Origin of the sequence: Pseudomonas sp. EL_65y_Pfl2_R95 (assembly GCF_963971045.1) — a bacterium.
In the GTDB taxonomy this organism is placed as follows: Bacteria; Pseudomonadota; Gammaproteobacteria; order Pseudomonadales; family Pseudomonadaceae; genus Aquipseudomonas.
In genome coordinates this window covers 226801-251792 of the sequence record NZ_CAXAOV010000005.1, presented here as the reverse complement: position 1 = coordinate 251792, position 24992 = coordinate 226801, and the positions used below count along the sequence as shown (strand labels likewise).

Genomic DNA, 24992 nt, shown 5'->3' with positions numbered 1-24992 from the left:
AGCCGTTTGACCTCTGCTAAAAGCCATCAATCCCCTTGGCGTGCAGCTTCTCTTTTAGTCTGATCACCTGCGGGTGAGCGAAGAAACGTTCCAGCTGCTTAGCGCGGGTCATGCCGATTCCTGGTTGCTGTCGCCATGCGAGCAGGTCTCGCCCGGCCAAGCGTTGCCAATTATCATCTGGCTGCAAGCGCAGTCCAGGTGGTACGCCAAGGGCGATCAACCATGTTTTGAACGGCCGCTGGCGGGCTGCGTTGAAGCGCTGATTCAGCTGACTGGTGATTCCCGCCACTTGTTCAAGCTGGTCTGGGTTTAAATCGAGCCAGTCCAATAAGCCGGTTATTAACCCAGCGTCGATTAGTTTGCGCCATGTGCCAGTACCAACGCCGGGCATATTCAATGCGGCCTTGCTGCTAAGCCAGCTGAGGCGGGCGATAAATTGCGCTGAGCAGGAGGTTGATAGCTCCCAGCAACTCAGGCGGTGATAGGCTTTTGGATCTGGGCTGATGAGGGGTTGGCGGATGCTGGCGCGTATGACCACGCTTTCGAGTGTCGGAATGGTCAACCCGGAGAGTTTAATCGCCACATGGTCGCCGGGGCGGATGTCCATCGCTTGCCAGCGCTTTAAGCTGGTAACGCTGACGTGTTTGATAATACGGTCATCCAGAAGCGTGGCCTCCAAGGTCAGCACCGGCGTGATGCGGCCGCTGCGGCCTATTTTGAAGTTAACTGCGCGTACTTCTGCCAGCGCTTGGCTCGGTGGATATTTCCAGGCCACGGCCCAGTGCGGTGGCTTGGCTTGCCAAAGCCGCGCTGTCTGGCGTTTGCTTTGGCGTAGAACAATGCCGTCGGTGGCGAAGGGCAGGGCGCTGCGGTACCAGGTTTGTCGCCAGTGCTGGGCTTGTAGAGCGTTCTCAACCGGGTGGCTGAAGGTTTGACTATCGCTGAAACCCAAGTTATGTAACTTCTGCAAGCGCTCGGGCATATTCGGCGGCCCTTGAGGCCAATCCCATACAAACAGGCCAACCCCCTTTGCCTGTTCGCGGCTGAGTTGTTTGCGGGCGAGCAGGCCAGCAACTTTGCCACGCGCGCCTACGCCGCCTGAATCTGCTTGAACGTGGTTCTCAAGGCGCCAATACAGTTCACCTTGAAGAATTAGCCGGCGTTGATCGGCGATATGCTTGGGGATCGCCGTCAAGAGCAGCGCTTGCGCCGTCCAGTTTTGGCCGTGTTGACCATCGCCCCGGCTAATCATCTGCTCTAACAGGCCGTGTTGATAAACCAGCGTGACTGCGACGCCGTCAACTTTGGGTTGCACCCAGATGTCTTGCCGATGGCTGATCCAGGCGGCCAATGCTTGGGCGCTGGCAATTTTGTTCAGGCCGGTTTGGGCAATGGGGTGTTTGAGGGTGCCACGGCTGCTGGCCAAGGGGACTGGTTGGGCGTGCGAGTTTCTGGGAAAACAGCGCAGCCAGAGTTGATGGGTCGCCAGTGCCTGGTCGTAGAGTTCATCGGCGATTAATGAGATGCCTTGGCGGTGGTAAGCATCATCCCATTTGGCGATTTGTTTGGTGAGAGTGCTTATTTCTGATCGCGCCTGTGGGGCGGTCCAGTCCGGACAGTCTGCGCCATGGTTGGAGGCGCTAAGCAATGCAGCCATTAAACCGGTGAATAGAAATAGCAGGGATTTGGTCATTGGCCGCTGCGCGTTGATGGCGCTTTAGGCTAGGTGCGGATTAGACAGTCGGCTGCCTTACTTTTTGTCAGTGTGTCGGCGCAGAGGGAGGGCAAATCGTATTGGATGCCGTGTCGTAGGGCGCGACAAGCGCAGCTTGTCCACGATGGATCAAACCGCGAAATGCTCGATCACGGGTAAATGGTATAGGTATTTGCGTTGGTTCATGGTGGATGAAGAAAGCGTCATCCGCCCTACGCGGAAGGTGTTGCGAGCGCAGCTTGTCCACCATGCCGGGATATTTCGCGCATAGAAAACCCCGCACTAGGCGGGGTTCTCGGCGGTGCGTTGGGCTTGATTTACAGGCCGGCAGCAGCGCGCAGGTCAGCGGCTTTGTCGGTGCGCTCCCAAGTGAATGCCGTGAAAGTATCGCCTTCAAAGGTCATTTCATAGGGGTCGCGACCGAAGTGGCCGTAGGCTGCGGTGGGCTGGTACATCGGGTGCAGCAAGTCGAGCATTTTAGTGATTGCGTATGGACGCAGGTCAAAGTGCTCACGAACCAGTTGGATGATTTTGTCATCGCTGATTTTGCCGGTGCCGAAGGTGTTCAGCGAGATAGAGGTCGGTTGCGCCACGCCAATGGCGTAGGACACCTGGATCTCGCAACGCTCAGCCAAGCCAGCTGCAACAATATTCTTGGCAACATAACGGCCAGCATAGGCTGCTGAGCGGTCGACCTTGGATGGGTCCTTGCCAGAGAACGCGCCACCGCCGTGACGGGCCATGCCGCCGTAGGTGTCGACGATGATTTTACGGCCAGTCAGGCCGCAGTCGCCTACCGGGCCACCAATCACAAAGTTACCGGTTGGGTTGATGTGGAACTGGGTGTCTTTGTGTAGCAGTTCGGCTGGCAGCACGTGCTTGACGATCAGCTCCATCACGCCTTCGCGCAGGTCGTTGTAGCTGACTTCAGGGTTGTGCTGAGTCGAGAGGACGATGGCGTCGATACCGACGACCTTGCCATTGTCGTAACGGCAGGTCACTTGTGACTTGGCATCTGGACGCAGCCAAGGCAGCAGGCCTGATTTGCGTGCTTCTGCCTGACGCTCAACCAAACGGTGCGAGAAGCAGATCGGTGCAGGCATCAGCACGTCGGTTTCGTTGCTGGCATAGCCGAACATCAGGCCTTGGTCGCCAGCGCCCTGATCTTCAGGCTTGCTGCGGTCAACGCCTTGGTTGATGTCGATCGACTGCTTGCCGATGATATTCAGTACGCCGCAAGTTGCGCCGTCGAAACCAACGGTGGAGCTGTTGTAGCCGATGTCGATAATGACTTTGCGGACCAGGTCCTCAAGGTCGACCCAGGCCGACGTACTGACTTCGCCGGCAATGATTGCCACACCGGTTTTGACCATGGTTTCACAGGCAACACGGGCGTGTTTGTCTTTGCTGATGATTGCGTCGAGCACTGCATCGGAAATCTGGTCAGCAATTTTGTCCGGATGCCCTTCAGACACAGACTCGGAGGTAAACAGGGAGTATTCGCTCATCTATCGGTCTTCCTAATTAATACCGGTGGGTGAGATCGGCTGCGAGCGGAAATTCGCCCTCGAGCCTGTGTATTCATCGGGTTTGGCGAAGTGCCGTACCTGAATTTGAAATCCATTGCGTAGGCCAACATACAGGCTTTCACCTGGCGTTAACCCTGCGGCGATAGCCCAGCGGGCCAGGTCGTCCTGTTCAAAGCCAAGCCAGAGATCACCGCAGGCCTGTTTGACCCAACTCTGGTTGTGGCTGCATAACTCGGTTACCAGCAAGCTACCACCAGGGTTGACCTGCGCAGCGAGCTGTTTAAGCGCTTCTGCCGGGGCTGCAAAATGGTGAAGCACCATGTTCAGCACCAAGCAGTCGGCGCTTGGGTATTGATCATTCAACGCATCGGCGAGCAGCAGCCGCACATTGCTCAAGCTGCTTTTGTCGCACGTCAGGCGCGCTATTTCGAGCATCGCCTGGCTATTATCCAGTGCCGTGACCTGACTGAAACGGCTGGCCAGTGCGGGTAAGAAACCACCGTCGCCGGGGCCTATTTCAATCACGCTGGCGCTGGCTGCAAAACCCAGTGTATCTAGCACTGCCAGTACACTGTCGCGGTATTGCGGCAGCCCTGCGATCAAGTCTTGCTGGGCTTGAAAATTATCCGCCATGCGCGCAAAAAACTCTTGGCTGGCGCTCGCTCGCTGGTTATGAACCTCTGCAATACGTCCCAGTACCTCGGGTGGTAACGCTAGACCATCCACTTCATCGAGCAAGGCACTGTGTAACCTGCCACCGAAACGTTTGTTATCGGCGAAGGCGCGGCGGTAAAAAATCGCATTGCCTTCGCGGCGTGTGGCAACCAGATTTGCTTGTGCCAGCACCTTCAAGTGGTGGCTCATGCCGGATTGGCCAATGGCAAAGATCTGCGCCAACTCAAGCACGCCAAATGAGTCATTGCTCAGGGCACGCAATACATTGAGGCGCAACGGGTCGCCGCCAGCTTTACACAGGGCGGCCAGTTCATCGGCTGGCTCAAATCGGAGCTGGGGCACACGCATGTTCATAGGGTGGGCAGTCTAAGCGGTCATTTTTCATACAGCAACCGCAATATCAAAATATTTTGATATTGCGGTTGATTGAGGCAATTGAGTCCCTCTATTTACAAACGTTGGCTCGGTATTTCAGGAAATGGATTGAATAGTCGTGGACTGGCTAGCGGCCATTTTTAACGCCTGGTGCGAGCAGGAAGCAGGCTTTGACGTGGCAATTGCAGTAGATTTTCGGCTTAAGCGGCAGAAAATCGACAAGATTGCGGCTTTTCCTTAAGTAATCGCTGCTGCACGACTATCTGTCATTGCCCCGCACCGCCTTGCTGGGCGAAAATGGGTGCCTTTTCCAATTTGTCCCTCAGGAGATCAGCGATGCCCAGCCGTCGTGAATGCGCCAATGCCATCCGTGCTTTAAGTATGGATGCCGTGCAGAAAGCCAACAGCGGCCACCCGGGTGCCCCAATGGGTATGGCCGATATCGCTGAAGTGTTGTGGCGCGATTACCTCAAGCACAACCCAAGCAATCCTGAATTTGCCGACCGCGACCGCTTTGTCCTGTCCAACGGCCACGGCTCGATGCTGATTTACTCGTTGCTGCACCTGACTGGCTATGACTTGGGTATCGAAGATATCAAGCAATTCCGCCAGATGGGCAGCCGCACCCCTGGTCACCCTGAATACGGTTATACCCCGGGCGTTGAAACCACCACAGGCCCATTGGGTCAGGGCATTGCTAACGCAGTGGGTTTTGCCATTGCCGAAAAGGTGCTGGGCGCGCAATTCAACCGTGACGGCCACACTATCGTTGATCACTACACCTACGCCTTTATGGGCGATGGCTGCATGATGGAAGGCATCTCCCACGAAGTGTGCTCGCTGGCCGGTACCCTGGGCCTGGGAAAATTGATTGCCTTTTACGATGACAACGGTATTTCCATCGACGGTGAAGTTGAAGGCTGGTTCAGCGACGACACGCCTAAGCGTTTTGAAGCCTATGGCTGGCAAGTGATTCGCAATGTTGACGGTCACGACGCTGAAGAAATCAAAATAGCCATCGAAACGGCGCGCAAAAGCGAGCAGCCAACGCTGATCTGCTGCAAAACCATCATCGGTTTTGGTTCGCCGAACAAGCAAGGCAAAGAAGATAGCCACGGCTCTGCTCTGGGTAACGACGAAGTCGCCCTGACCCGTGCTGCACTTGAGTGGAAACACGCGCCATTTGAAATCCCTGCGGATATCTACGCACAGTGGGATGCCAAGCAAGCCGGTGCGGCTGTTGAAGCCGAATGGGATCAGCGTTTCGCCGCCTACGCCGCCGCGCACCCGGAATTGGCCAGCGAATTGAAGCGGCGCATGGCCGGTGAGTTGCCAGCTGATTTCTCTGAGAAAGCGGCAGCCTATATCACTGAAGTCGCCGTTAAAGGTGAAACCATTGCCAGCCGTAAGGCGAGCCAGAACACCCTGAATGCCTTTGGTCCGTTGCTGCCGGAACTGCTCGGCGGTTCAGCTGATCTGGCCGGTTCCAACCTGACCCTGTGGAAAGGTTGCAAGGGCGTGTCTGCCGAAGACGCTTCCGGCAACTACATGTATTACGGCGTTCGTGAGTTCGGCATGAGCGCGATCATGAACGGTATCGCCCTGCACGGTGGTTTCGTGCCTTACGGCGCAACCTTCCTGATCTTCATGGAATACGCGCGCAATGCCGTGCGCATGTCGGCCTTGATGAAGAAGCGCGTACTCTATGTATTCACCCATGACTCAATTGGTCTCGGTGAAGACGGCCCGACGCACCAGCCGGTCGAGCAACTGACCACCTTGCGTTCTACGCCAAACCTCGACACATGGCGTCCAGCCGATGCTGTTGAATCGGCAGTGGCATGGAAATACGCCCTCGAGCGTAACGACGGCCCATCGGCATTGATCTTCTCGCGCCAGAACCTGCCGCACCAAGGCCGTGATGTTGCTCAGTTGAGCGACATTGCCCGTGGCGGTTATGTGCTCAAAGACTGTGAGGGTGAGCCAGAGCTGATTCTGATCGCCACCGGTTCGGAAATCGGTCTGGCTGTTGAGGCCTACGAGAAACTGACAGTTCAAGGCAAGAAGGTGCGTGTGGTTTCGATGCCTTGCACCAGCGTATTTGACGCTCAGGATGCCGGTTACAAGCAGGCTGTATTGCCGGTTCAGGTTGGCGCGCGTATCGCCATCGAAGCCGCTCACGCAGACTTCTGGTACAAGTACGTCGGCCTTGAAGGTCAGGTTATCGGCATGACCACCTTTGGTGAGTCAGCACCGGCGCCTGCGTTGTTCGAGCACTTTGGTTTCACAGTCGAAAACATTCTGGAAACCGCTGCCGAGATGCTTGAAGGCTAACGGACTCTGTACGCGCACGTTAGCCAGCCTTGCTGGCTGACGTGCAGTCTATCCGCACCTTGTCGAGAACTGAGCTCAGCATGTCCCAGCGTCCTTACAGAATCGCACTGAATGGTTACGGCCGGATTGGCCGTTGTGTGCTGCGTGCGTTGCACGAGCGCGGAGAGGGGGTCGGCATTGAAATTGTCGCGCTCAACGACCTGGCTGATCAGTCGAGCATTGAATACCTGACGCGTTTTGACTCTACCCACGGGCGGTTTCCCGGCGAGGTTCGAGTGGATGGCGATTGTCTGCATATCAATGGTAATTGCGTGAAGGTGCTGCGTGGCGACACCCCGGAAAGCATCGACTGGTCGGCGCTGGGCATCGATTTGCTGCTCGAATGCTCTGGCCAGTACACCACTCGTATTGATGCGCAACGCTTCATTAATGCCGGTGCGCCACGGGTATTGATGTCGCAACCCATGGCCAGCGAGGCAGATGCCGACGCGACTATCGTATTTGGTGTTAACCAGCATGCACTAACCGGAGCTGAACGTCTGGTTTCGAATGCTTCCTGCACCACCAACTGCGGTGTGCCGCTGTTGAAAGTGCTGAATAAAGCGGTGGGTATCGAATATGTTTCGATCACCACAATTCACTCGGCAATGAACGATCAGCCGGTGATTGACGCCTATCACCACGAAGATTTACGCCGCACCCGGTCTGCGTTTCAGTCAGTGATTCCGGTGTCTACAGGCTTGGCCCGTGGTATTGAGCGACTCATGCCGGAACTTGCTGGGCGGATTCAGGCCAAAGCTATTCGTGTGCCGACCGTTAACGTGTCCTGCTTGGATATCACTATCCAAACTGCACGTGATACCGATCCCGAAGAAATTAATCGGGTGTTACGAGAAGCCTCTGAGGCCGGGCCGCTGAAAGGCTTGCTGGCATATACCGAGTTACCCCATGCCAGTTGTGATTTTAACCACGACCCTCACTCTGCGATTGTCGATGGTAGCCAGACTCGGGTCTCCGGCCCGCGCTTGGTGAATATACTGACCTGGTTCGACAACGAATGGGGCTTTGCCAATCGCATGCTCGACGTTGCGCAACACTATTTGAATGTTTCTACCCAAACAGCCCCTATGAAGGACTGAAGACATGGCTTCTGCTTTTAACCCCGTAGTGAAAATGACCGACCTTGATCTGCAAGGTAAACGCGTACTGATTCGCGAAGATCTCAACGTGCCGGTAAAAGACGGTGTAGTAAAAAGCGACGCACGGATTCTGGCCTCATTGCCAACCATCAAGTTGGCGCTGGAAAAAGGCGCGAAGGTGATGATCTGCTCGCACCTTGGCCGCCCGACTGAAGGCGAATACTCCGAAGAAGACAGCCTAACACCTGTGGCTGACTACCTGAGCAAGGCGCTTGGGCGTGAAGTCCCGCTGATTAAGGACTACCTCGGCGGTGTTGAACTGGCTCCTGGAGCCGTTGTGCTCCTGGAAAACGTACGTTTCAATGCAGGCGAAAAGAAAAACACGGATCAACTGGCCCAGCAGTATGCTGCTTTGTGTGATGTGTTTGTGATGGACGCTTTCGGTACGGCGCACCGCGCGCAAGGTTCGACCCACGGCGTGGCCAAATTCGCCAAAGTTGCAGCCGCCGGCCCATTATTGGCCGCTGAATTGGACGCATTGGGCAAAGCCTTGGGTAATCCGGCCAAGCCGATGGCGGCAATCGTTGCCGGTTCCAAAGTGTCGACCAAGCTGGATGTGCTGAACAGCCTTAGCCAGATTTGCGATCAATTGATCGTCGGTGGCGGGATCGCCAACACCTTCCTGGCTGCCGCCGGTTTTCCTGTCGGCAAATCGTTGTATGAAGCTGATCTGGTTGAGACGGCCAAAGCCATCGCGGCTAAGGTCAATGTGCCTTTGCCGGTTGATGTGGTGGTGGCTAAGGCGTTCGCCGAGTCTGCAGCTGCTACGGTTAAGTTAGTGGCTGATGTAGCCGACGATGACATGATTCTCGATATCGGCCCGCAAACCGCTGCGCAGTTCGCTGAGCTGCTTAAGTCATCCAAGACTATTCTATGGAATGGCCCGGTTGGCGTGTTCGAGTTTGACCAGTTTGGCCAAGGCACCAAGACGCTGGCGTTGGCCATTGCCGATAGCCCTGCGTTCTCAATCGCGGGTGGTGGCGATACTCTGGCGGCGATCGATAAGTACGCAGTCGCCGACAAGATCTCCTATATCTCCACTGGCGGTGGTGCGTTCCTTGAGTTTGTTGAAGGCAAAGTATTGCCAGCGGTGGAAATGTTGGAACAGCGCGCTAAAGGCTGAGTTTAGCTCTGCGGTGCATGGATGTGGGCTCTGCTGCGGCGGGTTCTGAATGGATAAGGAGCGAGTTACGATGCGAAATATTATGGTTTTGTTGGCTTCTGCCATGTTGCTGGCAGGCTGCATGAATGAAGGGCGCCACGAGCGTGCGTGCAAGATATTCAGCCCGGCCACTATCGAGACACCGGCCGGCAACCAGGATTCGCGCATCGAGAAGCAGAGCACCGGCGATCCAACTGCTGCGCCTGAAGAAGATACAAACTGCTAAGGTTCGCTCCATGGGCTTTGTGCAAAAGCGTGAAATGTTGGGGGCCGCAGGCCGTTTTGCTTTATTGGGACTCGCTTGTCTGACGGTTGTGGGCTGTAGTTCAGCTGTAATCGATGATCAGGACTGCAATGTAGTGATGCTGCAGTCAGCGCAACCGGCGGTAACCTATGACCGTTATAGCCGTGACGGAGTTACCCGGCATGTGCTGCAGCATTCAGTCCCGGCAGCGGGCCCAGCGTTGATGAATGATTGTTAGTGAGGCAATGCGATGAAGCTTAAAGCACTCTGCGCTGCGGTTATGTTGTCGGCGCTGGTCAGTGGCTGTTCGACCGAGCAGCCGACCGACACGTGGACGCGCTGGGTTTGTGACAGTCAGGCTGAAGTGCTTTGGCGCTTTGCTGATTCGTCTGAAGAGGCTGTCGATGTACGTGTAGGCGGTGGTGATGTTGTTCATCGTCTGAAGCGCGAGCCTGCTGGCTCTGGAGCGATGTATAGCGATGCAATGTTGACCTTTCATACGAAAGGTAACGAAGGTTTGATTTACCGTACAGCCACCAACGATCTGATTGGTCGTGGCTGCAAGGCACCCTAAGCACTTTTAAGTAAGTTTGCCTGTGTGGCAGGCTTGAATGATTAATGAGCCCAATCGGGAGACAGTAAAATATGGCACTTATCAGCATGCGCCAGATGCTCGACCACGCCGCCGAATTCGGTTACGGCGTTCCAGCATTCAACGTAAACAACCTTGAGCAGATGCGCGCCATCATGGAAGCTGCTGACAAGACCGATTCCCCGGTCATCGTTCAGGCTTCCGCCGGTGCGCGTAAATACGCGGGTGCGCCTTTCTTGCGTCACCTGATTCTCGCGGCAATTGAAGAGTTCCCGCACATCCCGGTGTGCATGCACCAGGATCACGGCACCAGCCCTGGTGTTTGTCAGCGCTCGATCCAACTGGGCTTCAGCTCTGTGATGATGGACGGTTCGCTGAAAGAAGACGGCAAAACTCCGGCTGATTACGACTACAACGTTCGTGTCACTCAGGAAACCGTTGCCATGGCCCACGCTTGTGGTGTGTCGGTTGAAGGCGAACTGGGTTGCCTGGGCAGCCTTGAAACCGGTCAGGCTGGCGAAGAAGACGGCATTGGCGCCGAAGGCATTCTTGATCACAGCCAGATGTTGACTGATCCAGAAGAAGCCGCTGATTTCGTTAAGCGTACCCAGGTTGATGCATTGGCCATCGCCATTGGTACCAGTCACGGTGCTTATAAATTTACCAAGCCACCGACTGGCGACATTCTGGCCATTGACCGGATTAAAGCGATTCACCAGCGTATTCCTGACACCCACCTGGTTATGCACGGTTCTTCTTCGGTACCGCAAGAGTGGTTGGCGATCATCAACCAGTACGGCGGCGATATCAAAGAAACCTACGGTGTGCCGGTTGAGGAAATTGTTGAAGGCATCAAGCACGGCGTGCGGAAGATCAACATTGACACCGACCTGCGTCTGGCGTCGACGGGTGCCATGCGCCGCATGATGGCTGAACAGCCGAGCGAATTTGACCCACGTAAATTCTTCGGTAAAACCGTAGAAGCCATGCGTGATATCTGTATTGCACGCTATGAAGCCTTCGGCACTGCCGGTAATGCTTCGAAGATCAAGCCTGTTTCGCTCGAAGCAATGTTTCAGCGTTATGCAAAGGGTGAGCTGGCCGCCAAGGTCAACTAAGCCTCTGTAACCTCAAGAAAGCCCGCAGTTGCGGGCTTTTTTGCGTCTGGCGTACGGGAAATAAGCGCTGGCTGGGTAAAAAACGCTGCGCATTTTATGACCGCCCAGGTCGCTACGAAAAACCATGTAAAACTCCTAACGCCCTTCTTGCGCGGGTCTGGCTCATACTTGCCAGATATTTCGCACAGGATGCCCTCATATATGCCCAACCACTCGCGAGTCTTGCTGCAGTTTGTTCTCGCTGTGTTGGTGACGACGCTGGTGGGAAGCATTCTGCAAACGCAATACAACCTCGCTCAGTTGCAGGCATTAGGTGCGCCGATGCCTATCGATGTGCGCGTGGAGACGACCTGCCTGGATGTGCTCGGGTTTAGTCCGATATTTGCGATTTTGGTGTTGCTGGGTTTTGCCGCCGCGTTGCCAGTTGCGGCGTGGTTGAGCAAAAAAATACCGAGCGCCCGTTGGCTGCTCTTTGCTCTCGCGGGGGGGCTGGCGATTTTTCTTGGGTTAACGCTGGCAAATGCTGCGTTGCCTATGCCGACGTTTATCGGGGCTAACCGGAGCTTTGTCGGCACCTTGGGGTTAATGGCCAGCGGCAGCGTCGGTGCATTATTTTTTGCCATCCGCTGCCGGACTGCAGAGTGATGTTGCGCCGGATAGAAGGTTTTACCATGTTCGATAAAGCACGTAGCTGTTTAGCCAAGCCCTTGTATGGCGCTGCAATTGTGCTCGCCAGCTTCTGGCTGGGCCCAGCATCGGCCACTACTGATTATCACATAGAGACCCTTACCCAAGGGCTGGAACATCCGTGGTCGATGGCGTTTTTGCCCGATGGGCGCATGCTGGTTACCGAGCGCCCAGGCCGTTTACGCATCATTGCAGCTGACGGTAAGCTGCAAGAACAAGCGGTGTCGGGCTTGCCCGAAATCTTTGCCACGTCGCAGGCTGGCCTGTTCGAAGTCGCGCTGGACCCTGAGTTCAGCAGCAATCAGCGCATATTCATCAGCTATTCCTACGGTGATCGTGACGCCAACAACACCCGCCTCGCCAGTGCCCGGCTGGTGGATAACCAATTGCAGGATGTGAAGACGATCTTCACAGCGCTGCCGGCCAAAGCAGGAACCGCGCACTATGGCGGCCGGATTGCCTTCTTGCCGGACAACAGTTTGCTGTTAACCCTGGGCGATGGCTTCGATTACCGCGAAGAAGCGCAAAACCTCAGCAACCATCTGGGCAAGATTATCCGTATCAACCGCGACGGCAGCGTACCGGCAGATAATCCATTCGTTGATGTAAAAGATGCCGCGCCGGAAATCTACAGTTACGGCCACCGCAATGTGCAAGGCATTATCTACGTGCCACAGCTCAAGCGAATCTACAGTCACGAGCACGGCCCCAGAGGCGGTGATGAGCTGAACTTGATCAAGCCCGGTGTCAACTACGGCTGGCCGTTGATCACCTATGGCGTTGATTATAACGGCGCGCAAATCTCGCCTTACACTGAGCTTGCAGGGTTGGAGCAGCCACTGCTGCACTGGACGCCGTCTGTCGCCCCCTCCGGTCTGATGGTCTACAACGGCACACGTTTTAAGTATTGGCAGGGGGATTTCTTCGCCTCGACCCTAGCGGAAAAAAGCGTCAGGCGTATCCGCATGAAAAACGGCATGTTGGCGGGCCAGGAAGTGCTGTTTGAAGAGCTTGATGAGCGTATTCGTGCGGTTTACAGCGCCCCGGATGGTTATATCTATTTGCTCACCGACAGCTCGGAAGGGCGCGTGCTCAAGGTCATTCCGACTGAGTGAGGCGATGCGGCATAATGGCCTGTCTTCACGCAGCTGAAAATTTTGACCATGACGCCGCTTAAATACCTGCAAGCCTATCCCGTAGCCCTGCAAGATCAGGTTCGCCAACTGATAGATCAAGGTCGCCTGGGCGATTACCTGGAGCAGCGCTACAGCGGTAAGCACAATGTGCAGAACGATAAGGCCTTGTACGCCTATACAATCGGGCTTAAACAAGAGCACCTGCGCAATGCCCCGAGCATCGACAAGGTGCTGTTCGATAACCGTCTCGACCTGAGCCACCGTGCGCTGGGGCTGCATACGGCGATTTCGCGGGTGCAGGGCGGCAAGCTCAAAGCCAAAAAAGAGATTCGGGTCGCGGCGTTATTCAAAGACGCCCCTGCGGAATTTCTGCACATGATCGTGGTGCATGAACTGGCCCATTTGAAAGAGTCCGACCACAACAAGGCGTTCTACAAGCTGTGCGAATATATGCTGCCCGATTACCAACAAATTGAATTCGACCTGCGGGTTTATTTGACCTGGCAAGAGCTCAGTCGCCTGCCGCAAAGTTAGTCTTGGTGGGATGGGGCATGTTGAAGCGTGTTCGTTGTGAGTCAATTAATAGTCGAATTTTCCTGTGACAATGGTGGATGAAAAGAGCGTCATCCACCCTGCGAGGGGCCGGCCGTTCGGGCAGCGACGGGTTGCTTACGGATTGTCGACCACTACGTAAACCACTGTGTTGTTGTTCCATTGCGGTTGGTAATACTGGTTGTTGCAGTAGTAATACTCGTTGCCATAGCGATACACCTGTTGGCAGCTGGGCGGCAACGTGTTGATCATTGAGCCGATGGCCAGAACCGTTCCTGTGACGATGGCAGCAGTGGCTACGGGATGGCGGTGGTCCACGTCGACGTCAATATCCCAGTCGCCACGGCCATTATGGTCAACATCGATATCCACATCGTCATTCCAGCCCCAGCCGTGATGGTCGACATCAATGTCGACGTCGCCGTGGCGGTTGCGATTATTGTTAATGTTGACGTTATTGTTTTTGATATTGACCTTGCTGTCGCGCTTAACCGGCGGGTTGTTGTGACTCACATTGCGCTGAACATTGCGGTTCTGCTGCACCCTGGGCTGGCTTGCCACCCGCGCATGACTTACCGAGCTGTGGGCTCTGACGCCACCTCCGCCGCCGCCATGGCCGGCAAGGCGCCCAGCATCTGCAAAGGGCGCGGCCAAGACAAGCAATGAAAGAGTGGCGCTGCCAAGGCACTTCAATGTGATCATGGCTGTGGCTCCTTTTTCGGTGCTGCGCGGTCAGTGGTAAAGGGAATGCGGGTGGTATCTTTATCCGCAACGAAGGCGAAGTGGTCAGCGGCAAACTGAGCATCGGTGTTCCACTTCATGGTTGCCTGGTATTGCGGATCGCCGAGGGTATAGCGCGTTGTGATCACCAACTTGCAGGGTAAGGCCTGTTGACCTTGGCTGACCCAGAGCTGCCAGTCTACCGAGGCTTCGCGAAACGCCAGGTGATCACAGGTTTGTCCGTCAATCTGTTCGCTGCCCACGAGCAAGCCCCGCTTGACCCCGTCGAGTAGTTGGTCTTGCAGGCTTTGGCTGAGGAAATCGATCAAGGGAATTTCAACATCATGCTCAATCAGCCCGCTGATTACCTGGCTTAATGTTGCGGGGGCAGGTGTTTGCGCGTAATAGCCCTCTGCGGGGCTGGATAAGGTCAGGGTTTTACCGTCGTAGACAAAGAGTCGAGGCGCTTCCCCGCTGACCTGCGCGCGCAAGTGCGTGGGCGGTTGCACATCAAGGGTCGCATAGGCGTTGTGTTGCAGCTTGTAGCCGTAGTCGAGTACTTCATCCTGGCTTGACTGCACAACGACGGAGTATTGCTTGAGTGCGCTCAGGCTCTTGCGCATACGCTCATAGACGCCCCGGGCTTCGGCCGTTACAGCTTGCTCTGGGGCGTCTTGGCTTTCGGCTGCCAGGGCCAGCGGGCCGTACACCACCAAGCACAGGGCCAAGCACAGTCGCGTTCGACGTGGGACGTTCATACAGGCTCCAGCAATCTAAGTGGATAGCTGTATGAGCGTAGCCCAGCATGGTGCTGCCTGTTATTTGGGCGGGCGGTTATTTGCTGGGCTAGCCGCGCAGCATCAAGTTCAGTTGGTCCACGATTTCAGCCCAGTCGGCATCTTCACGTATTTCTTCACGCAGAAATGCAGCTTGGGCTTTGCTCCAAAAACTTGCATCGGCCAATATCAAGTCTTCTGGCAGTGGCGAGTGCGTGCTGATAAAGGCGTCAATGCTGGCAGGGTCGTTGGCCAAACCCAGTTGCGCAAATAGGCTAGGTAGATCATGAACAGGCTGTTCCATGGAGTTCTCCGGCAATGGTTTGGGCGCTTTCGCAAGCAATAATAGATGCACAGTTCGCCTCGGGTTAATTATTCGACCCAGAGAATCTCGAAGTGTTGCGTGCTAGTGGCGATTTTCAAACTGACTTCATCACCCGGCCCCTTACCGATCATGGCTTTACCGAGCGGCGCGTCATGACTAATAACTTGAATCGCGAGGCCCTCATGGACCAGTTTCATGCTGGCGCCGTTGGGGCCAAGTAGCATCAATTGCTCAGTGCTGTGTTCATCAACCAGGCATATAAGCGCGCCAAGTTCGATGCCGTTCCCTGGCGAAAACGCTCGCAGACGTAGCTGCCGCCAAGTGGCTATGGTCTGACGGATGGCTTCGACTCTGCGCGCTTGTCCTGTTGCCAAATATGCGGCCTCGAGACCTAATGTGTCGTATTTGTTTTCGGCAATATTCTCTTCATGGGTGGCGGTTTCGTGCGCCACTTTGGCTGCGTGTTGCGCGACTTGCAGGTCTGTTTCAAGGCGCGTCAGCACCTGCTGTTGCAGCAGTGATTTATCCATCAAGTTAGGCTACTGAGTAAGGACTGGGGCAATCGTGAAGGGTAACGGAATTACCCTGGCAGCGGGAGAGCTGCCAAGTATCTTGCACCAATGTCTAGTGTTAGTGATGTTTCACTCAGGCGATCCTTGAGGTATCTATAACGGTGGCTGAAAATTACTGCGCTGGCGATTCCAGCCGGAGGACGATTGATGGACCTGTTACGTGCAATTGGGTTTTGTTTTTTAGCGGTGGTGGTGCCGCTTGGCGCTTTGTTGGCGAGTAATCCGTCAGGTATTGCGCAGTGGTTATCCGAGGTGCTGGGTACTGATGTCACCCGCGCCGCACTGGGCATTGGCTTTTTAGCGCTGGCGGCTATTTGTCTGAAAATTGATCTGACCCTTCGCCGCCGTGCGCAAGCAGCCAAAGCCAAACTGGCGTGATCATCACGCCCGTGGTCGCGCGTCTAACCTGGCGTTTGCACGCCTTTAAGTAAGTGCGCCGAGGCGGTGCGCAGCGGTCCAAGTTGCCGGCCAATCAGGGCGAGTTGGGTTTGTACCAACCGTTGTTGGTCATCCAGCTCATCGGGGATTTGCTCAAGGGCCTGCGCCAGCTGTTCTTCTGCATCACTGTGAATCGCTACGCCGGTCTTATCAATTAAACCCTTGGCAATCTCGTCGAGGCTGGCAGCCAGTTGCTCGGCGCTGGTGAGCAGGTGTTGCTGGGTCTCATCCAACTGAATCTCACCACGATGCGCGCCCAAACCGGAAAGGTAGCTGAGCAGGGTGTGCGACAGCACCAAAAAGCGAAAGCCAATGTCCGATTCTTTGCGAAAGTGGCCCGGCTCCATAAGCATATTGGCCAGTGTGGTCGACAAGGCAGCATCGGCGTTGTGGGCATTGCGTCGCGCCAGTCGGTAGCTCAGGTCGTCACGTTTGCCCTGGGCATATTGCTGGATTATCTGGCGCAGGTAAGTGCTGTTGCAGTTCAGGGTTGTGGCGACCATGCGGTTGAGGCTGCGGCCTTGCCAGTCAGGCAGAATAAAAAACACGGCTAAACCGGCAATCAAACTGCCGAGCACGGTGTCGACCAGACGCGGAATAAACAACCCGTAGCCGTTGCCTACTTGGTTGAAGCAGAACAACACCAGCAAGGTAATCGCGGCGGTTGCCAAGGTGTAACGGCTGGTGCGGGTGGCGAAGAAGGCGACGCCGGCCGCCACCGCAAACAGCGATTGGATCAGTGCATTTGGAAACAGGTCAAACAAGGCCCAGCCGATCAGTAATCCGAGTACGGTGCCACTCACACGCTGCACCAGCTTGCGCCGTGTTGCGCCGTAGTTCGGTTGGCAGACGAACACTGTGGTCAGCAATATCCAATAACCTTGGGCCGGATGAATCCAGTTGAGCACCGCATAACCAACGGTCAGCGCAATCGCCAAGCGTAACGCGTGGCGAAACAGAAATGAGTTCGGTGTGAGCTGTGAACGGAAGCGGTTAAGCACGTCTTTAAACGTCTGGGGTTCACGGTCGAGCAGGCTGCTGTCTTGCTCGTCAGCCAGTGCGTCCGGGTTGCTGGCATTGCTGAACAAGTTGTCCAGGGTGCCGAGGTTGTTGGCCAGAGAATTGAGCGAGCGCAGCAAGTGACGGCGTGGCGGGTTGGCTTGCTGGTGCAAGTATTCGAGGGAATCATGCAGGTCGGCCAGAGCCTGGCTGCACAGTTCACGAAACATGAATGGCTGGCGCAACTCGACCGCTTCAGCCAGTCGCTCGCAGGCCTCCCCGTGCAGGCGCAATAATCGTTGGCAGCGGAACATCACATCGCTGTGGAAGAAGGCTTCAGCCAGTTCGTTGTAAGGGTAGTGCGATGAGCTGGCGCGCTCGTGGATGTCTTGTGCGAGGAAGTACAGCTTTAAGTAGCGGCTGACTTTACGTCCGGGTCGGCCGTTGCCCACTCTATGCAGAATTATTTCTTTGGTGGCGTTGAGCGCGGCGACGACTTGGCCGTTTTGCTTGGCCAGCGCCAGCCTGCGTTCTTCAACATCGAGCTGGCGCAATGGCTCGAACAATGCGGATTTAAGTTTGAGGTAGCGGCCCAGCTCACGAAACAGCCGGGCCAGGCTCAGCTGTACCGGTTGATTGGAGAACACTGCCTGCCACACCACCGAGAGCAAGCCATACCAAGCGGCACCCGCAACCAAGAGCAAGGGTTGTAGCGTCGAACCACTGGCGCCGCCGCGTTGCTCGACGCCAATCATACTGTAAATTGCCAGGATTAAAGTCGCCGACCCGAGGGTTGCATAGCGCTCACCCAGTGCGCCAAGCATGGTCAGCGAGAAAGCGGAGACAGCCAGTGCTGCAGCGAACAGCCAGGGGTAGGGGAAAACCCATTCGACGGTGAACGCGGCGGCGCTAAAGCAACACAAGGTGACCAGCAATGCGGTAAGACGGCCTTGCCAGCTGTCATCTGTCTCGGCCAAGGCGCTGGCGATAACCCCGAGAAACAGTGGGATTAATGCGCGCATATGGTCTTGTGACCAGCACAGGATCAGGATGCCGCTCAGTGCGATAAACACGCGCAGGCTGTAGCTGAATTTGTCTAACGCCCAAAGGCGGCGCAAAGATTGGCGGACTGAACGACGAGTCATCGGCTGGCCTTGCTGCATAAGTAGGTGCAGATTAACGGATCAGTTATGACGAGTGCTATGGGCTCAGCGATACAAGTTTTCCACGCACATGAGTGCCGAAAGCATTGGTGGGTAGCGCTTGTATTTTGGAACCGATCGGTTCTAAATGCAGATATGAATCGCGGACGTCCAAAATCATTCTCCCCTGAGCAAGCCCTCGAAAGCGCCATGCAAGTGTTTTGGCAGCGCGGCTATGAAGCCACATCGCTGCAAGACTTGCTCGCGGCGACTGGTTTGTCGAAGAGCAGCCTGTATCAAACCTATCCCAGTAAGCAGGCGTGGTTTGAAGCCGCCTTCGCGCGTTACTGCCGCAATCGCCAAGAGTTGCTGCTTGAGTTGCTTGAGCAATCCAGCTCGCCACTCGACTACATTCGCAGTCGCTTAATCGGTGTGTTGGATGACGATGGCCTTGACGGCATACCGCGCGGTTGCATGCTGGTTAATGTGGCCAATGAGTTTTCCCTTGGCCAGCCTGCCGTTGTGCTGCTGGTGAAGAACGCCACTGAAGGTTTTTCTCGGGTCTTGTCCATTGCGCTCAAGCGCGCGCAAGTGAACGGCGAGTTGAGTGCGCAGGCGGATTGCGCGGCCTTGGGCTTTTACCTGCAATGCGTAATCAGTGGTTTGCGCACGCAAGTGAAGTCTGGGCTGGCGGCAGAGCAAATTGAAGCAACCGTCAATAGCGTGATGCGTACATTGCGCTAATTTTTTTGGCCAAAAAGGGACTGAGTTGTCCTTAAACAAGGAGTAAAACATGCTGGAATTGTTTGAACTACGTGGCGCTGACCCTGAGGTTTTATTCTCGCCTTATTGCTGGCGGGTACGGTTAGCCTTGGCGCACAAGGGGTTGCCATTTACCGGCACCCCGCTGCGTTTTACCGACAAAGATCCACTGGCGTGCTCGGGGCAGAAACTGGTCCCGGTGATCCGTGACGGTGAAACCGTGGTCAACGACAGCGTGGCGATTTTCCAGTACCTCGATGCCACCTATCCTGAGAAAACCCTGCTGGGTGATAGCCTTGCGGCCAATCGTGCGCGTTTGTTGGAAAAGCTTATTTTCACTGCCGTGCGCATGCCGTTGCTCAAGCTGCTGGTGCCCCGCGTTTTCGCAGCCATTGATGAGGCGGATAAAGATTACTTTCGCAGCAGCCGTGAAAAAGCCCTAGGTATGACCCTCGAAGCGTTCGCCGACCGGCAAGCGGGTATCGATGCATTTGTTCCGGCCGTTGCGCCGCTTGAGGCATGGCTCGAAACCCAGCCGTACCTGGACGGTGAACAACCCGCCGGTACTGATTATCTGGTCGCCGGCTTGTTCTTCTGGGCATGGTGTCTTGGCGAGCAGCCATGGACCTCTGGTTCAGCAGTTGATGGCTGGTTCCAGCGGATTTTGCAGCAGTATGAAGCTCAGTTCGGCACGGTAAAACGCGCCGTTTAAGCGGATCGGAGAGGCGCCATGATCGACTTGTATTACTGGACCACCCCTAACGGCCACAAAATCAGCATCTTCCTTGAGGAGGTCGGCCTTAGGTATCAGGTGCGGCCGGTTCATATCGGCAAGGGCGAGCAATTCGCACCTGATTTTTTAAAGATTGCGCCGAATAATCGAATTCCAGCCATTGTCGATCATGCGCCTGCTGACGGCGGTGAACCCCTTTCCTTATTCGAATCGGGTGCGATCCTTGAGTACCTCGGGGACAAGGCTGGACAGTTCTTGCCGCGCACGCTGCGTGAACGCACCGAGGTGCTGCAATGGTTGCACTGGCAGATGGGCGGACTCGGGCCTATGGCTGGGCAGAATCATCACTTCAACCGCTATGCCCCTGAGCCCATTCCCTATGCCATTGATCGTTATGTGAAAGAAACGGCGCGCCTGTATGGCGTGCTCGATCGCCAGCTTGAGGGCCGTGATTATGTAGCCGGTGAATATTCGATTGCCGATATGGCCATCTATCCCTGGGCGAAAGGCTGGGAAGGGCAGAAACAACGGCTGGAAGATTTCCCGAATATGGCCGCATGGCTGCAACGTATGGCCGGGCGACCTGCAGTGGTGCGCGCCTATGCGCTGGTTGAGGCTATTAACCCAGACCCCGACGCGCTGATGTCTGCCCAAGCGCGCAAGCTGTTGTTCGGTCAGGACAGGTAACAAATCTGTGCAAGCACTTACGCCGCATGGGTTGCTCAGCTGCGGCGTCTGGTGCGCTGGCTGGTGGAGCTGTTTAGTGCCGTATTCGCATAGCTTTTAGGGGTTTTAACTGAAATCAGTGGCTAATTCAGACGGGCATGTGCGTCAGGTTTTCTAAGCTTAATAGGACATCCTAATGACTCACTTGTCTTGCTGGAGGTGGCTATGCGCATTGGCGTGCCCAAAGAAATCAAAAACCATGAATACCGTGTCGGCCTGACGCCCCACTCGGTTGCTGAATTAACTGCCCTTGGTCATGAGGTGATGATCGAAACCCAGGCTGGCACGGCGATTGGGTTTAGCGATGAAGATTATGTCGCTGCAGGTGCTCAGATAACGACCAGTGTTGATCAGCTATTTGCGGATTCGCAGATGATCGTCAAGGTCAAGGAGCCGCTAGCGATCGAGCGGGCTCGCTTACGTCCCGAACACACTTTGTTTACCTATTTACACCTTGCCCCGGATCGTCCGCAGACCGACGATCTGGTCGGCAGTGGTGCCACCTGCATTGCCTACGAAACCGTGACAGACAGTCATGGACGTCTGCCGTTGTTGGCGCCCATGTCTGAAGTGGCCGGACGTATGTCGATCCAGGCTGGAGCCAGTTGTCTGGAGAAAGCCAGAGGCGGGCGCGGCGTCTTGCTTGGCGGGGTGCCAGGCGTGGCCCCGGGCAAAGTGGTGATTCTGGGTGGCGGTGTGGTCGGCAGTCACGCCTTGGCCATGGCGGTTGGGCTTGGCGCGGACGTTACGGTGCTGGATAAAAGCGTTGATGCCTTGCGCCGCCTAGACTCACTTTACGGTAACCGCATCACCACCTTGTACTCGACGCGCTCAACCTTGCGTGAGCAGATTCTAGGCGCTGATCTGGTGATCGGCGGGGTTCTGATTCCGGGTGCCGCTGCGCCGAAGCTGATCAGCGCCGAGATGGTCAAACACATGCAGTCAGGGGCAGTACTGGTGGACGTGGCAATTGATCAAGGCGGTTGTGCCGAGACTTCGAAAGCCACAACCCACGCGGACCCGACTTATGTGGTTGATGATGTAGTGCATTACTGCGTGGCCAATATGCCTGGTGCTGTCGCGCGAACCTCGACGCTGGCATTGAATAACGCGACGTTGCCGTTTGTTATTGAGTTGGCGCAAAAAGGCACACGTCGCGCACTCGAGGAAAACCAGCATCTGTGCAACGGCCTCAATGTCGCCAAAGGCGTGATTACCTGTGCCAGCGTGGCAGAGGCTTTAGGCCTGGAGTATCACTCAGCGGCGAGTGTGCTCGAACACCTTTGACCTGATCAGGCCTGGTCGTTACAGCGGCCAGGCCCACAGCAACATTGGCACGCTGACCAGCACCACGACAATTTCCAGCGGCAAGCCCAGACGCCAGTAATCTCCAAAACGAAAACCGCCCGGGCTGAGAATTAAAGTGTTGTTCTGGTGACCGATTGGGGTGAGGAAAGAGCAGGAAGCACCAATGGCGACTGCCATCAGCAGCGCGTCTGAGTTGACATCAAGCTGAGTCGCCAGACTTAAGGCAATCGGGCACATCACCGCCGCAGTGGCGGCATTGTTCATAAAGTCGGAAAGGGTCATGGTGATGATCAGCAGCACGGTCAACACGATGATGGGTTGCCCTTGGGCAATGTTCTCCATCAACAGACGGGCCAGTAAGTCAGCCGCACCTGTTGATGACATAGCGCCCGCCACGGGGATCAGGGCTCCGAGCAAAACAATCACCGGCCAGTCGATCGACTCGTAGAATGAGCGCAGGGGCACCACGCGCATTACCATGTACACCAACACGCCACAGGCGAAAGCAACGGCCGCCGATAACAGGCCGAAGGCAGACAGGGCGATGGCACAGATCATAACGCCAATGGCTAATCCGGCTTGGCCGGGGTTAGGGATGCTGATGGCACGATCAGCCAAGGGGACGCAGCCATAGTCAGCGGCAAACTCTGAAATGTCTTCCGGCGTGCCTTGCATCAGCAATACGTCAGCACTCTGGATCTGCGTCGAGCGCAGCCGTTTGACAGAGCGGTGGCTTTGTCTGGAAATAGCCAGCAGGTTGATCGAGTAACGGCTGCGCAGTCGAGTGCCGCTGGCCGTGCGGCCGATCAGCTGGGCATCAGGCCTGACCAGCAACTCTTGCAGTACGCTGGCTTCGCCGTTGTCCTTTTTATCGGATTCAGCATCCTCAGGTGGCGTTTCTTCGGGGCTAGGCTCGCGCTCGTTCTTTGGATCGGCTTCTTTGTTCTTCTTGGCCGAGTCGCTGGCTTCCAGTGTCAGCCCAAGGGTGCTTAACACGCTGCCCAGTGACTCGGGTTCGGCTTCAATGACCAACACATCGTCAATCTGTAGCACGCGCCTTGGGTTTGGGGCAGATAAACGCATTTTATTGCGCACCATTGCCACAATCTGTGCGTCTACTTCCTCCAGGGACTGTTCGACTTCACGGATGCTTTGGCCAACGGCTTTGCCGCCCTTGAGCACCCGCGCTTCAGTGAGGTAGGTTCCAGTTTCGAAGCTGGCGGCGTTGCCGACTTCGCGTTTTGGCACAAGACGCCAGCCAATCAGCAAAATAAAGGCGATACCTATCACTGCAACCGGGACACCGACCATGCTGAAATCAAACATGGCAAAGGGGCCCGCATCGGTTTTTCCGCGAAAACTGGAAACGATCAGGTTGGGGGGGGTGCCAATCAAGGTGGTCATACCGCCAAGGATAGTGCCGAAGGCCAGTGGCATCAGCACGCGACCCGGTGGGATCGACTGTTTGTTGGCGACTTGCAGGGCGATGGGCATCAGCAAGGCGAGGGCGCCGACGTTGTTCATAAACGCCGATAACAATGCGCCTAAACAGGTCAGTGCCGTCATTGTCATCATTGGCCCGGCTTTGCTGGGGATGACCCGCTGCGCCAGCGCGTCTACCGCCCCGGTGATTTGCAGGCCATAACTGAGCACCAAAACACAGGCGACGGTGATCACCGCAGGATGACCGAAACCGGCAAAGGCGTCGCGGTCGGGCACCAGTCCGCAGATAACACAGGCCAGCAGCGCGCCGAGCGAGACAATGTCGTGCCGCCAGCGACCCCAAATAAACATCCCCATGGTGATGGCGAGAATGGCGAAGATCAATCCTTGGTCTTGAGTCATGCAGCGATCAATCCTGTGTAGGTCGGACAGCAGTCAAAGGAGACACTCGTGCTACAGATGCTCTCTACAGCAGATTGCGCAGCCTGGCAGCAGTTCCGTGCTGCGTATCTTATTTGAACGCTAATGGCTTAATTAGACGTACTGCGCCGCGGCGTAACCAGAGGCCCAGGCCCATTGGAAGTTGAACCCGCCCAGGTGCCCGGTGACATCCAGTACTTCACCGATGAAGTACAGATTAGGCGACTTCAATGACTCAAGAGTCTTTGATGAAACTTCATGAGTGTCGATTCCGCCCAGGGTCACCTCGGCGGTGCGATACCCTTCGGTGCCAGCCGGTATCAGTTGCCAGTTGGATAATGCCTCGGCAATGGCCTTTAGCTCGCCAGGGGTGTACTGCTTCATGGGTTTTGAGGCAAACCAGTTGTCGGCCAGCAAGCCAGCCATCTTCTTGGTAAAAAGTTCCGCCAAAAGGGTTTTAAGCTCGCTGTTGGGACGCTCGCGTTGCTGGGTGGCCAGCCATTCAGTCAGATCAATATGTGGCAACAAGTCGATGGAGATGCTGTCGCCGGGCTGCCAGTATGAGGAAATCTGCAAGATCGCCGGGCCACTCAGGCCGCGGTGAGTGAACAGGATATTTTCCTTGAAGCTGGTGCCGTTGCAGCTGACCACACAATCTTCAACCGAGGTGCCAGACAACTCAGTGCACAGGGTTTTGAGCTGTGGGTCAGTGATGGTGAAAGGCACCAGGCCTGCGCGAGTTGGCAGCAGCTCATGGCCAAATTGCTTGGCCACCTGATAACCAAAGCCGCTGGCACCGAGGGTTGGGATGGAAAGACCGCCAGTGGCGATCACCAATGACTGGCATTGCACTGCACCCAGCGTGGTATCGAGGCGGTAGCCCTCAGCGTGCTTGCTGATGGTTTTGACCGAGGTGTCGAGGCGCAGATCAACGCCTACCGCTTCGCACTCGGCCAAGAGCATCTGCAGAATGTCACTGGACTTGTTGTCACAGAACAGTTGGCCGAGCTTTTTCTCGTGATAAGGCACGCCATGCTTGGCAACCAGGCCGATGAAATCCCACTGGCTGTAGCGGGCCAGGGCTGATTTGCAGAAATGCGAGTTACCAGAAAGGAAGTTGCTCGGCTCGCAATACATATTGGTGAAGTTGCAGCGGCCACCGCCCGACATAAGGATTTTCTTGCCGGCTTTGTTGGCGTGGTCGAGCAGCAATACGCTGCGACCACGGCCAGCGGCAGTCAGGGCACACATAAGACCGGCAGCACCGGCACCGATGATTACAACATTTGCAGCCAGCACAGCGCGTCCCTC

The 24992-nt window shown here is 55.9% G+C and carries 24 protein-coding genes; 14 read left to right on the top strand and 10 right to left on the bottom strand.

What is annotated here, in order from left to right; all coding sequences use genetic code 11:
- Positions 1-16: 16 nt before the first annotated feature.
- The 3 genes from ligB to AACY09_RS16890 form a co-directional block, all read right to left on the bottom strand.
- The gene (ligB, locus tag AACY09_RS16900) at positions 17-1693 is read right to left on the bottom strand and encodes an NAD-dependent DNA ligase LigB (RefSeq protein WP_339489653.1); all 1677 of its coding nucleotides are present in this window, start codon (positions 1691-1693) and stop codon (positions 17-19) included.
- Between the two features lie 338 nt (positions 1694-2031).
- Positions 2032-3222: a methionine adenosyltransferase gene (gene metK, locus AACY09_RS16895; protein WP_339489652.1), complete on the bottom strand. Its 1191-nt coding sequence runs from the start codon at positions 3220-3222 to the stop codon at positions 2032-2034.
- A 12-nt stretch (positions 3223-3234) separates the two neighbouring features.
- Positions 3235-4272: an ArsR/SmtB family transcription factor gene (locus AACY09_RS16890; RefSeq protein WP_339489651.1), complete on the bottom strand. Its 1038-nt coding sequence runs from the start codon at positions 4270-4272 to the stop codon at positions 3235-3237.
- A 357-nt stretch (positions 4273-4629) separates the two neighbouring features.
- Between AACY09_RS16890 and tkt the strand changes: the two genes are divergently transcribed.
- From tkt to AACY09_RS16845, 9 genes are all read left to right on the top strand, one after another.
- Positions 4630-6627, top strand: coding sequence for a transketolase (gene tkt / locus AACY09_RS16885; protein WP_339489650.1), 1998 nt, complete (start codon positions 4630-4632; stop codon positions 6625-6627).
- An 80-nt stretch (positions 6628-6707) separates the two neighbouring features.
- Positions 6708-7766 carry an erythrose-4-phosphate dehydrogenase gene (epd, locus tag AACY09_RS16880; protein ID WP_339489649.1) on the top strand — a complete coding sequence of 353 codons (1059 nt, stop codon included), beginning with the start codon at positions 6708-6710 and terminating at the stop codon, positions 7764-7766.
- Between the two features lie 4 nt (positions 7767-7770).
- Positions 7771-8949 carry a phosphoglycerate kinase gene (locus AACY09_RS16875; RefSeq protein ID WP_339489648.1) on the top strand — a complete coding sequence of 393 codons (1179 nt, stop codon included), beginning with the start codon at positions 7771-7773 and terminating at the stop codon, positions 8947-8949.
- Positions 8950-9019: 70 nt separating this feature from the next.
- On the top strand, positions 9020-9214 hold the full coding sequence (locus tag AACY09_RS16870; RefSeq protein WP_339489647.1) for a hypothetical protein: 195 nt from the start codon (positions 9020-9022) through the stop codon (positions 9212-9214).
- 268 nt (positions 9215-9482) lie between these two features.
- The gene (locus AACY09_RS16865; protein ID WP_339489646.1) at positions 9483-9806 is read left to right on the top strand and encodes an MliC family protein; all 324 of its coding nucleotides are present in this window, start codon (positions 9483-9485) and stop codon (positions 9804-9806) included.
- 71 nt (positions 9807-9877) lie between these two features.
- On the top strand, positions 9878-10942 hold the full coding sequence (gene fba / locus AACY09_RS16860) for a class II fructose-bisphosphate aldolase (RefSeq protein WP_339489645.1): 1065 nt from the start codon (positions 9878-9880) through the stop codon (positions 10940-10942).
- A 201-nt stretch (positions 10943-11143) separates the two neighbouring features.
- Positions 11144-11587 (top strand): hypothetical protein, encoded by a 444-nt coding sequence (locus AACY09_RS16855; protein WP_339489644.1) that lies wholly within the window; start codon positions 11144-11146, stop codon positions 11585-11587.
- A gap of 26 nt (positions 11588-11613) precedes the next feature.
- The gene (locus AACY09_RS16850; RefSeq protein WP_339489643.1) at positions 11614-12744 is read left to right on the top strand and encodes a PQQ-dependent sugar dehydrogenase; all 1131 of its coding nucleotides are present in this window, start codon (positions 11614-11616) and stop codon (positions 12742-12744) included.
- Positions 12745-12792: 48 nt separating this feature from the next.
- Positions 12793-13299 carry a M48 metallopeptidase family protein gene (locus AACY09_RS16845; RefSeq protein WP_339489641.1) on the top strand — a complete coding sequence of 169 codons (507 nt, stop codon included), beginning with the start codon at positions 12793-12795 and terminating at the stop codon, positions 13297-13299.
- A 135-nt stretch (positions 13300-13434) separates the two neighbouring features.
- On the opposite strand, the gene AACY09_RS16840 is transcribed toward AACY09_RS16845, so the two are convergent.
- The 4 genes from AACY09_RS16840 to AACY09_RS16825 all read right to left on the bottom strand — a co-directional run bounded on the left by AACY09_RS16840 (position 13435) and on the right by AACY09_RS16825 (position 15668).
- On the bottom strand, positions 13435-14019 hold the full coding sequence (locus AACY09_RS16840; protein ID WP_339489640.1) for a hypothetical protein: 585 nt from the start codon (positions 14017-14019) through the stop codon (positions 13435-13437).
- A complete protein-coding gene (locus tag AACY09_RS16835; protein WP_339489638.1) occupies positions 14016-14795 on the bottom strand; it encodes a DUF2092 domain-containing protein in 780 nt (259 codons plus the stop codon). The genes AACY09_RS16840 and AACY09_RS16835 overlap by 4 nt, the downstream gene beginning before the upstream one ends.
- 88 nt (positions 14796-14883) lie before the next feature.
- The gene (locus AACY09_RS16830) at positions 14884-15117 is read right to left on the bottom strand and encodes a DUF2789 domain-containing protein (RefSeq protein ID WP_339489636.1); all 234 of its coding nucleotides are present in this window, start codon (positions 15115-15117) and stop codon (positions 14884-14886) included.
- A gap of 68 nt (positions 15118-15185) precedes the next feature.
- On the bottom strand, positions 15186-15668 hold the full coding sequence (locus AACY09_RS16825) for a GreA/GreB family elongation factor (RefSeq protein WP_339489634.1): 483 nt from the start codon (positions 15666-15668) through the stop codon (positions 15186-15188).
- A 189-nt stretch (positions 15669-15857) separates the two neighbouring features.
- On the opposite strand from AACY09_RS16825, the gene AACY09_RS16820 reads away from it, so the two are divergent.
- Positions 15858-16088 (top strand): hypothetical protein, encoded by a 231-nt coding sequence (locus AACY09_RS16820; protein ID WP_339489632.1) that lies wholly within the window; start codon positions 15858-15860, stop codon positions 16086-16088.
- 23 nt (positions 16089-16111) lie between these two features.
- Here AACY09_RS16820 and yccS read toward each other — a convergent pair whose 3' ends face one another.
- A complete protein-coding gene (gene yccS / locus AACY09_RS16815) occupies positions 16112-18292 on the bottom strand; it encodes a YccS family putative transporter (protein ID WP_339489630.1) in 2181 nt (726 codons plus the stop codon).
- 153 nt (positions 18293-18445) lie between these two features.
- Between yccS and AACY09_RS16810 the strand changes: the two genes are divergently transcribed.
- The 4 genes from AACY09_RS16810 (at position 18446) to ald (ending at position 21797) form a co-directional block, all read left to right on the top strand.
- Positions 18446-19033: a TetR/AcrR family transcriptional regulator gene (locus AACY09_RS16810; protein WP_339489628.1), complete on the top strand. Its 588-nt coding sequence runs from the start codon at positions 18446-18448 to the stop codon at positions 19031-19033.
- Between the two features lie 49 nt (positions 19034-19082).
- Positions 19083-19763 carry a glutathione S-transferase family protein gene (locus AACY09_RS16805; RefSeq protein ID WP_339489626.1) on the top strand — a complete coding sequence of 227 codons (681 nt, stop codon included), beginning with the start codon at positions 19083-19085 and terminating at the stop codon, positions 19761-19763.
- A gap of 18 nt (positions 19764-19781) precedes the next feature.
- Complete coding sequence (locus tag AACY09_RS16800) at positions 19782-20471, top strand: glutathione binding-like protein (RefSeq protein ID WP_339489625.1); 690 nt, start codon at positions 19782-19784, stop codon at positions 20469-20471.
- Between the two features lie 204 nt (positions 20472-20675).
- Complete coding sequence (gene ald, locus AACY09_RS16795; protein ID WP_339489623.1) at positions 20676-21797, top strand: alanine dehydrogenase; 1122 nt, start codon at positions 20676-20678, stop codon at positions 21795-21797.
- An 18-nt stretch (positions 21798-21815) separates the two neighbouring features.
- On the opposite strand, the gene AACY09_RS16790 is transcribed toward ald, so the two are convergent.
- Together AACY09_RS16790 and AACY09_RS16785 are read right to left on the bottom strand one after the other, a co-directional pair.
- Entirely contained in the window at positions 21816-23663 is a 1848-nt protein-coding gene (locus tag AACY09_RS16790) for an SLC13 family permease (protein ID WP_339489621.1), read from the bottom strand.
- A 132-nt stretch (positions 23664-23795) separates the two neighbouring features.
- Positions 23796-24980 carry a BaiN/RdsA family NAD(P)/FAD-dependent oxidoreductase gene (locus AACY09_RS16785; protein WP_339489620.1) on the bottom strand — a complete coding sequence of 395 codons (1185 nt, stop codon included), beginning with the start codon at positions 24978-24980 and terminating at the stop codon, positions 23796-23798.
- Positions 24981-24992: the final 12 nt, after the last annotated feature.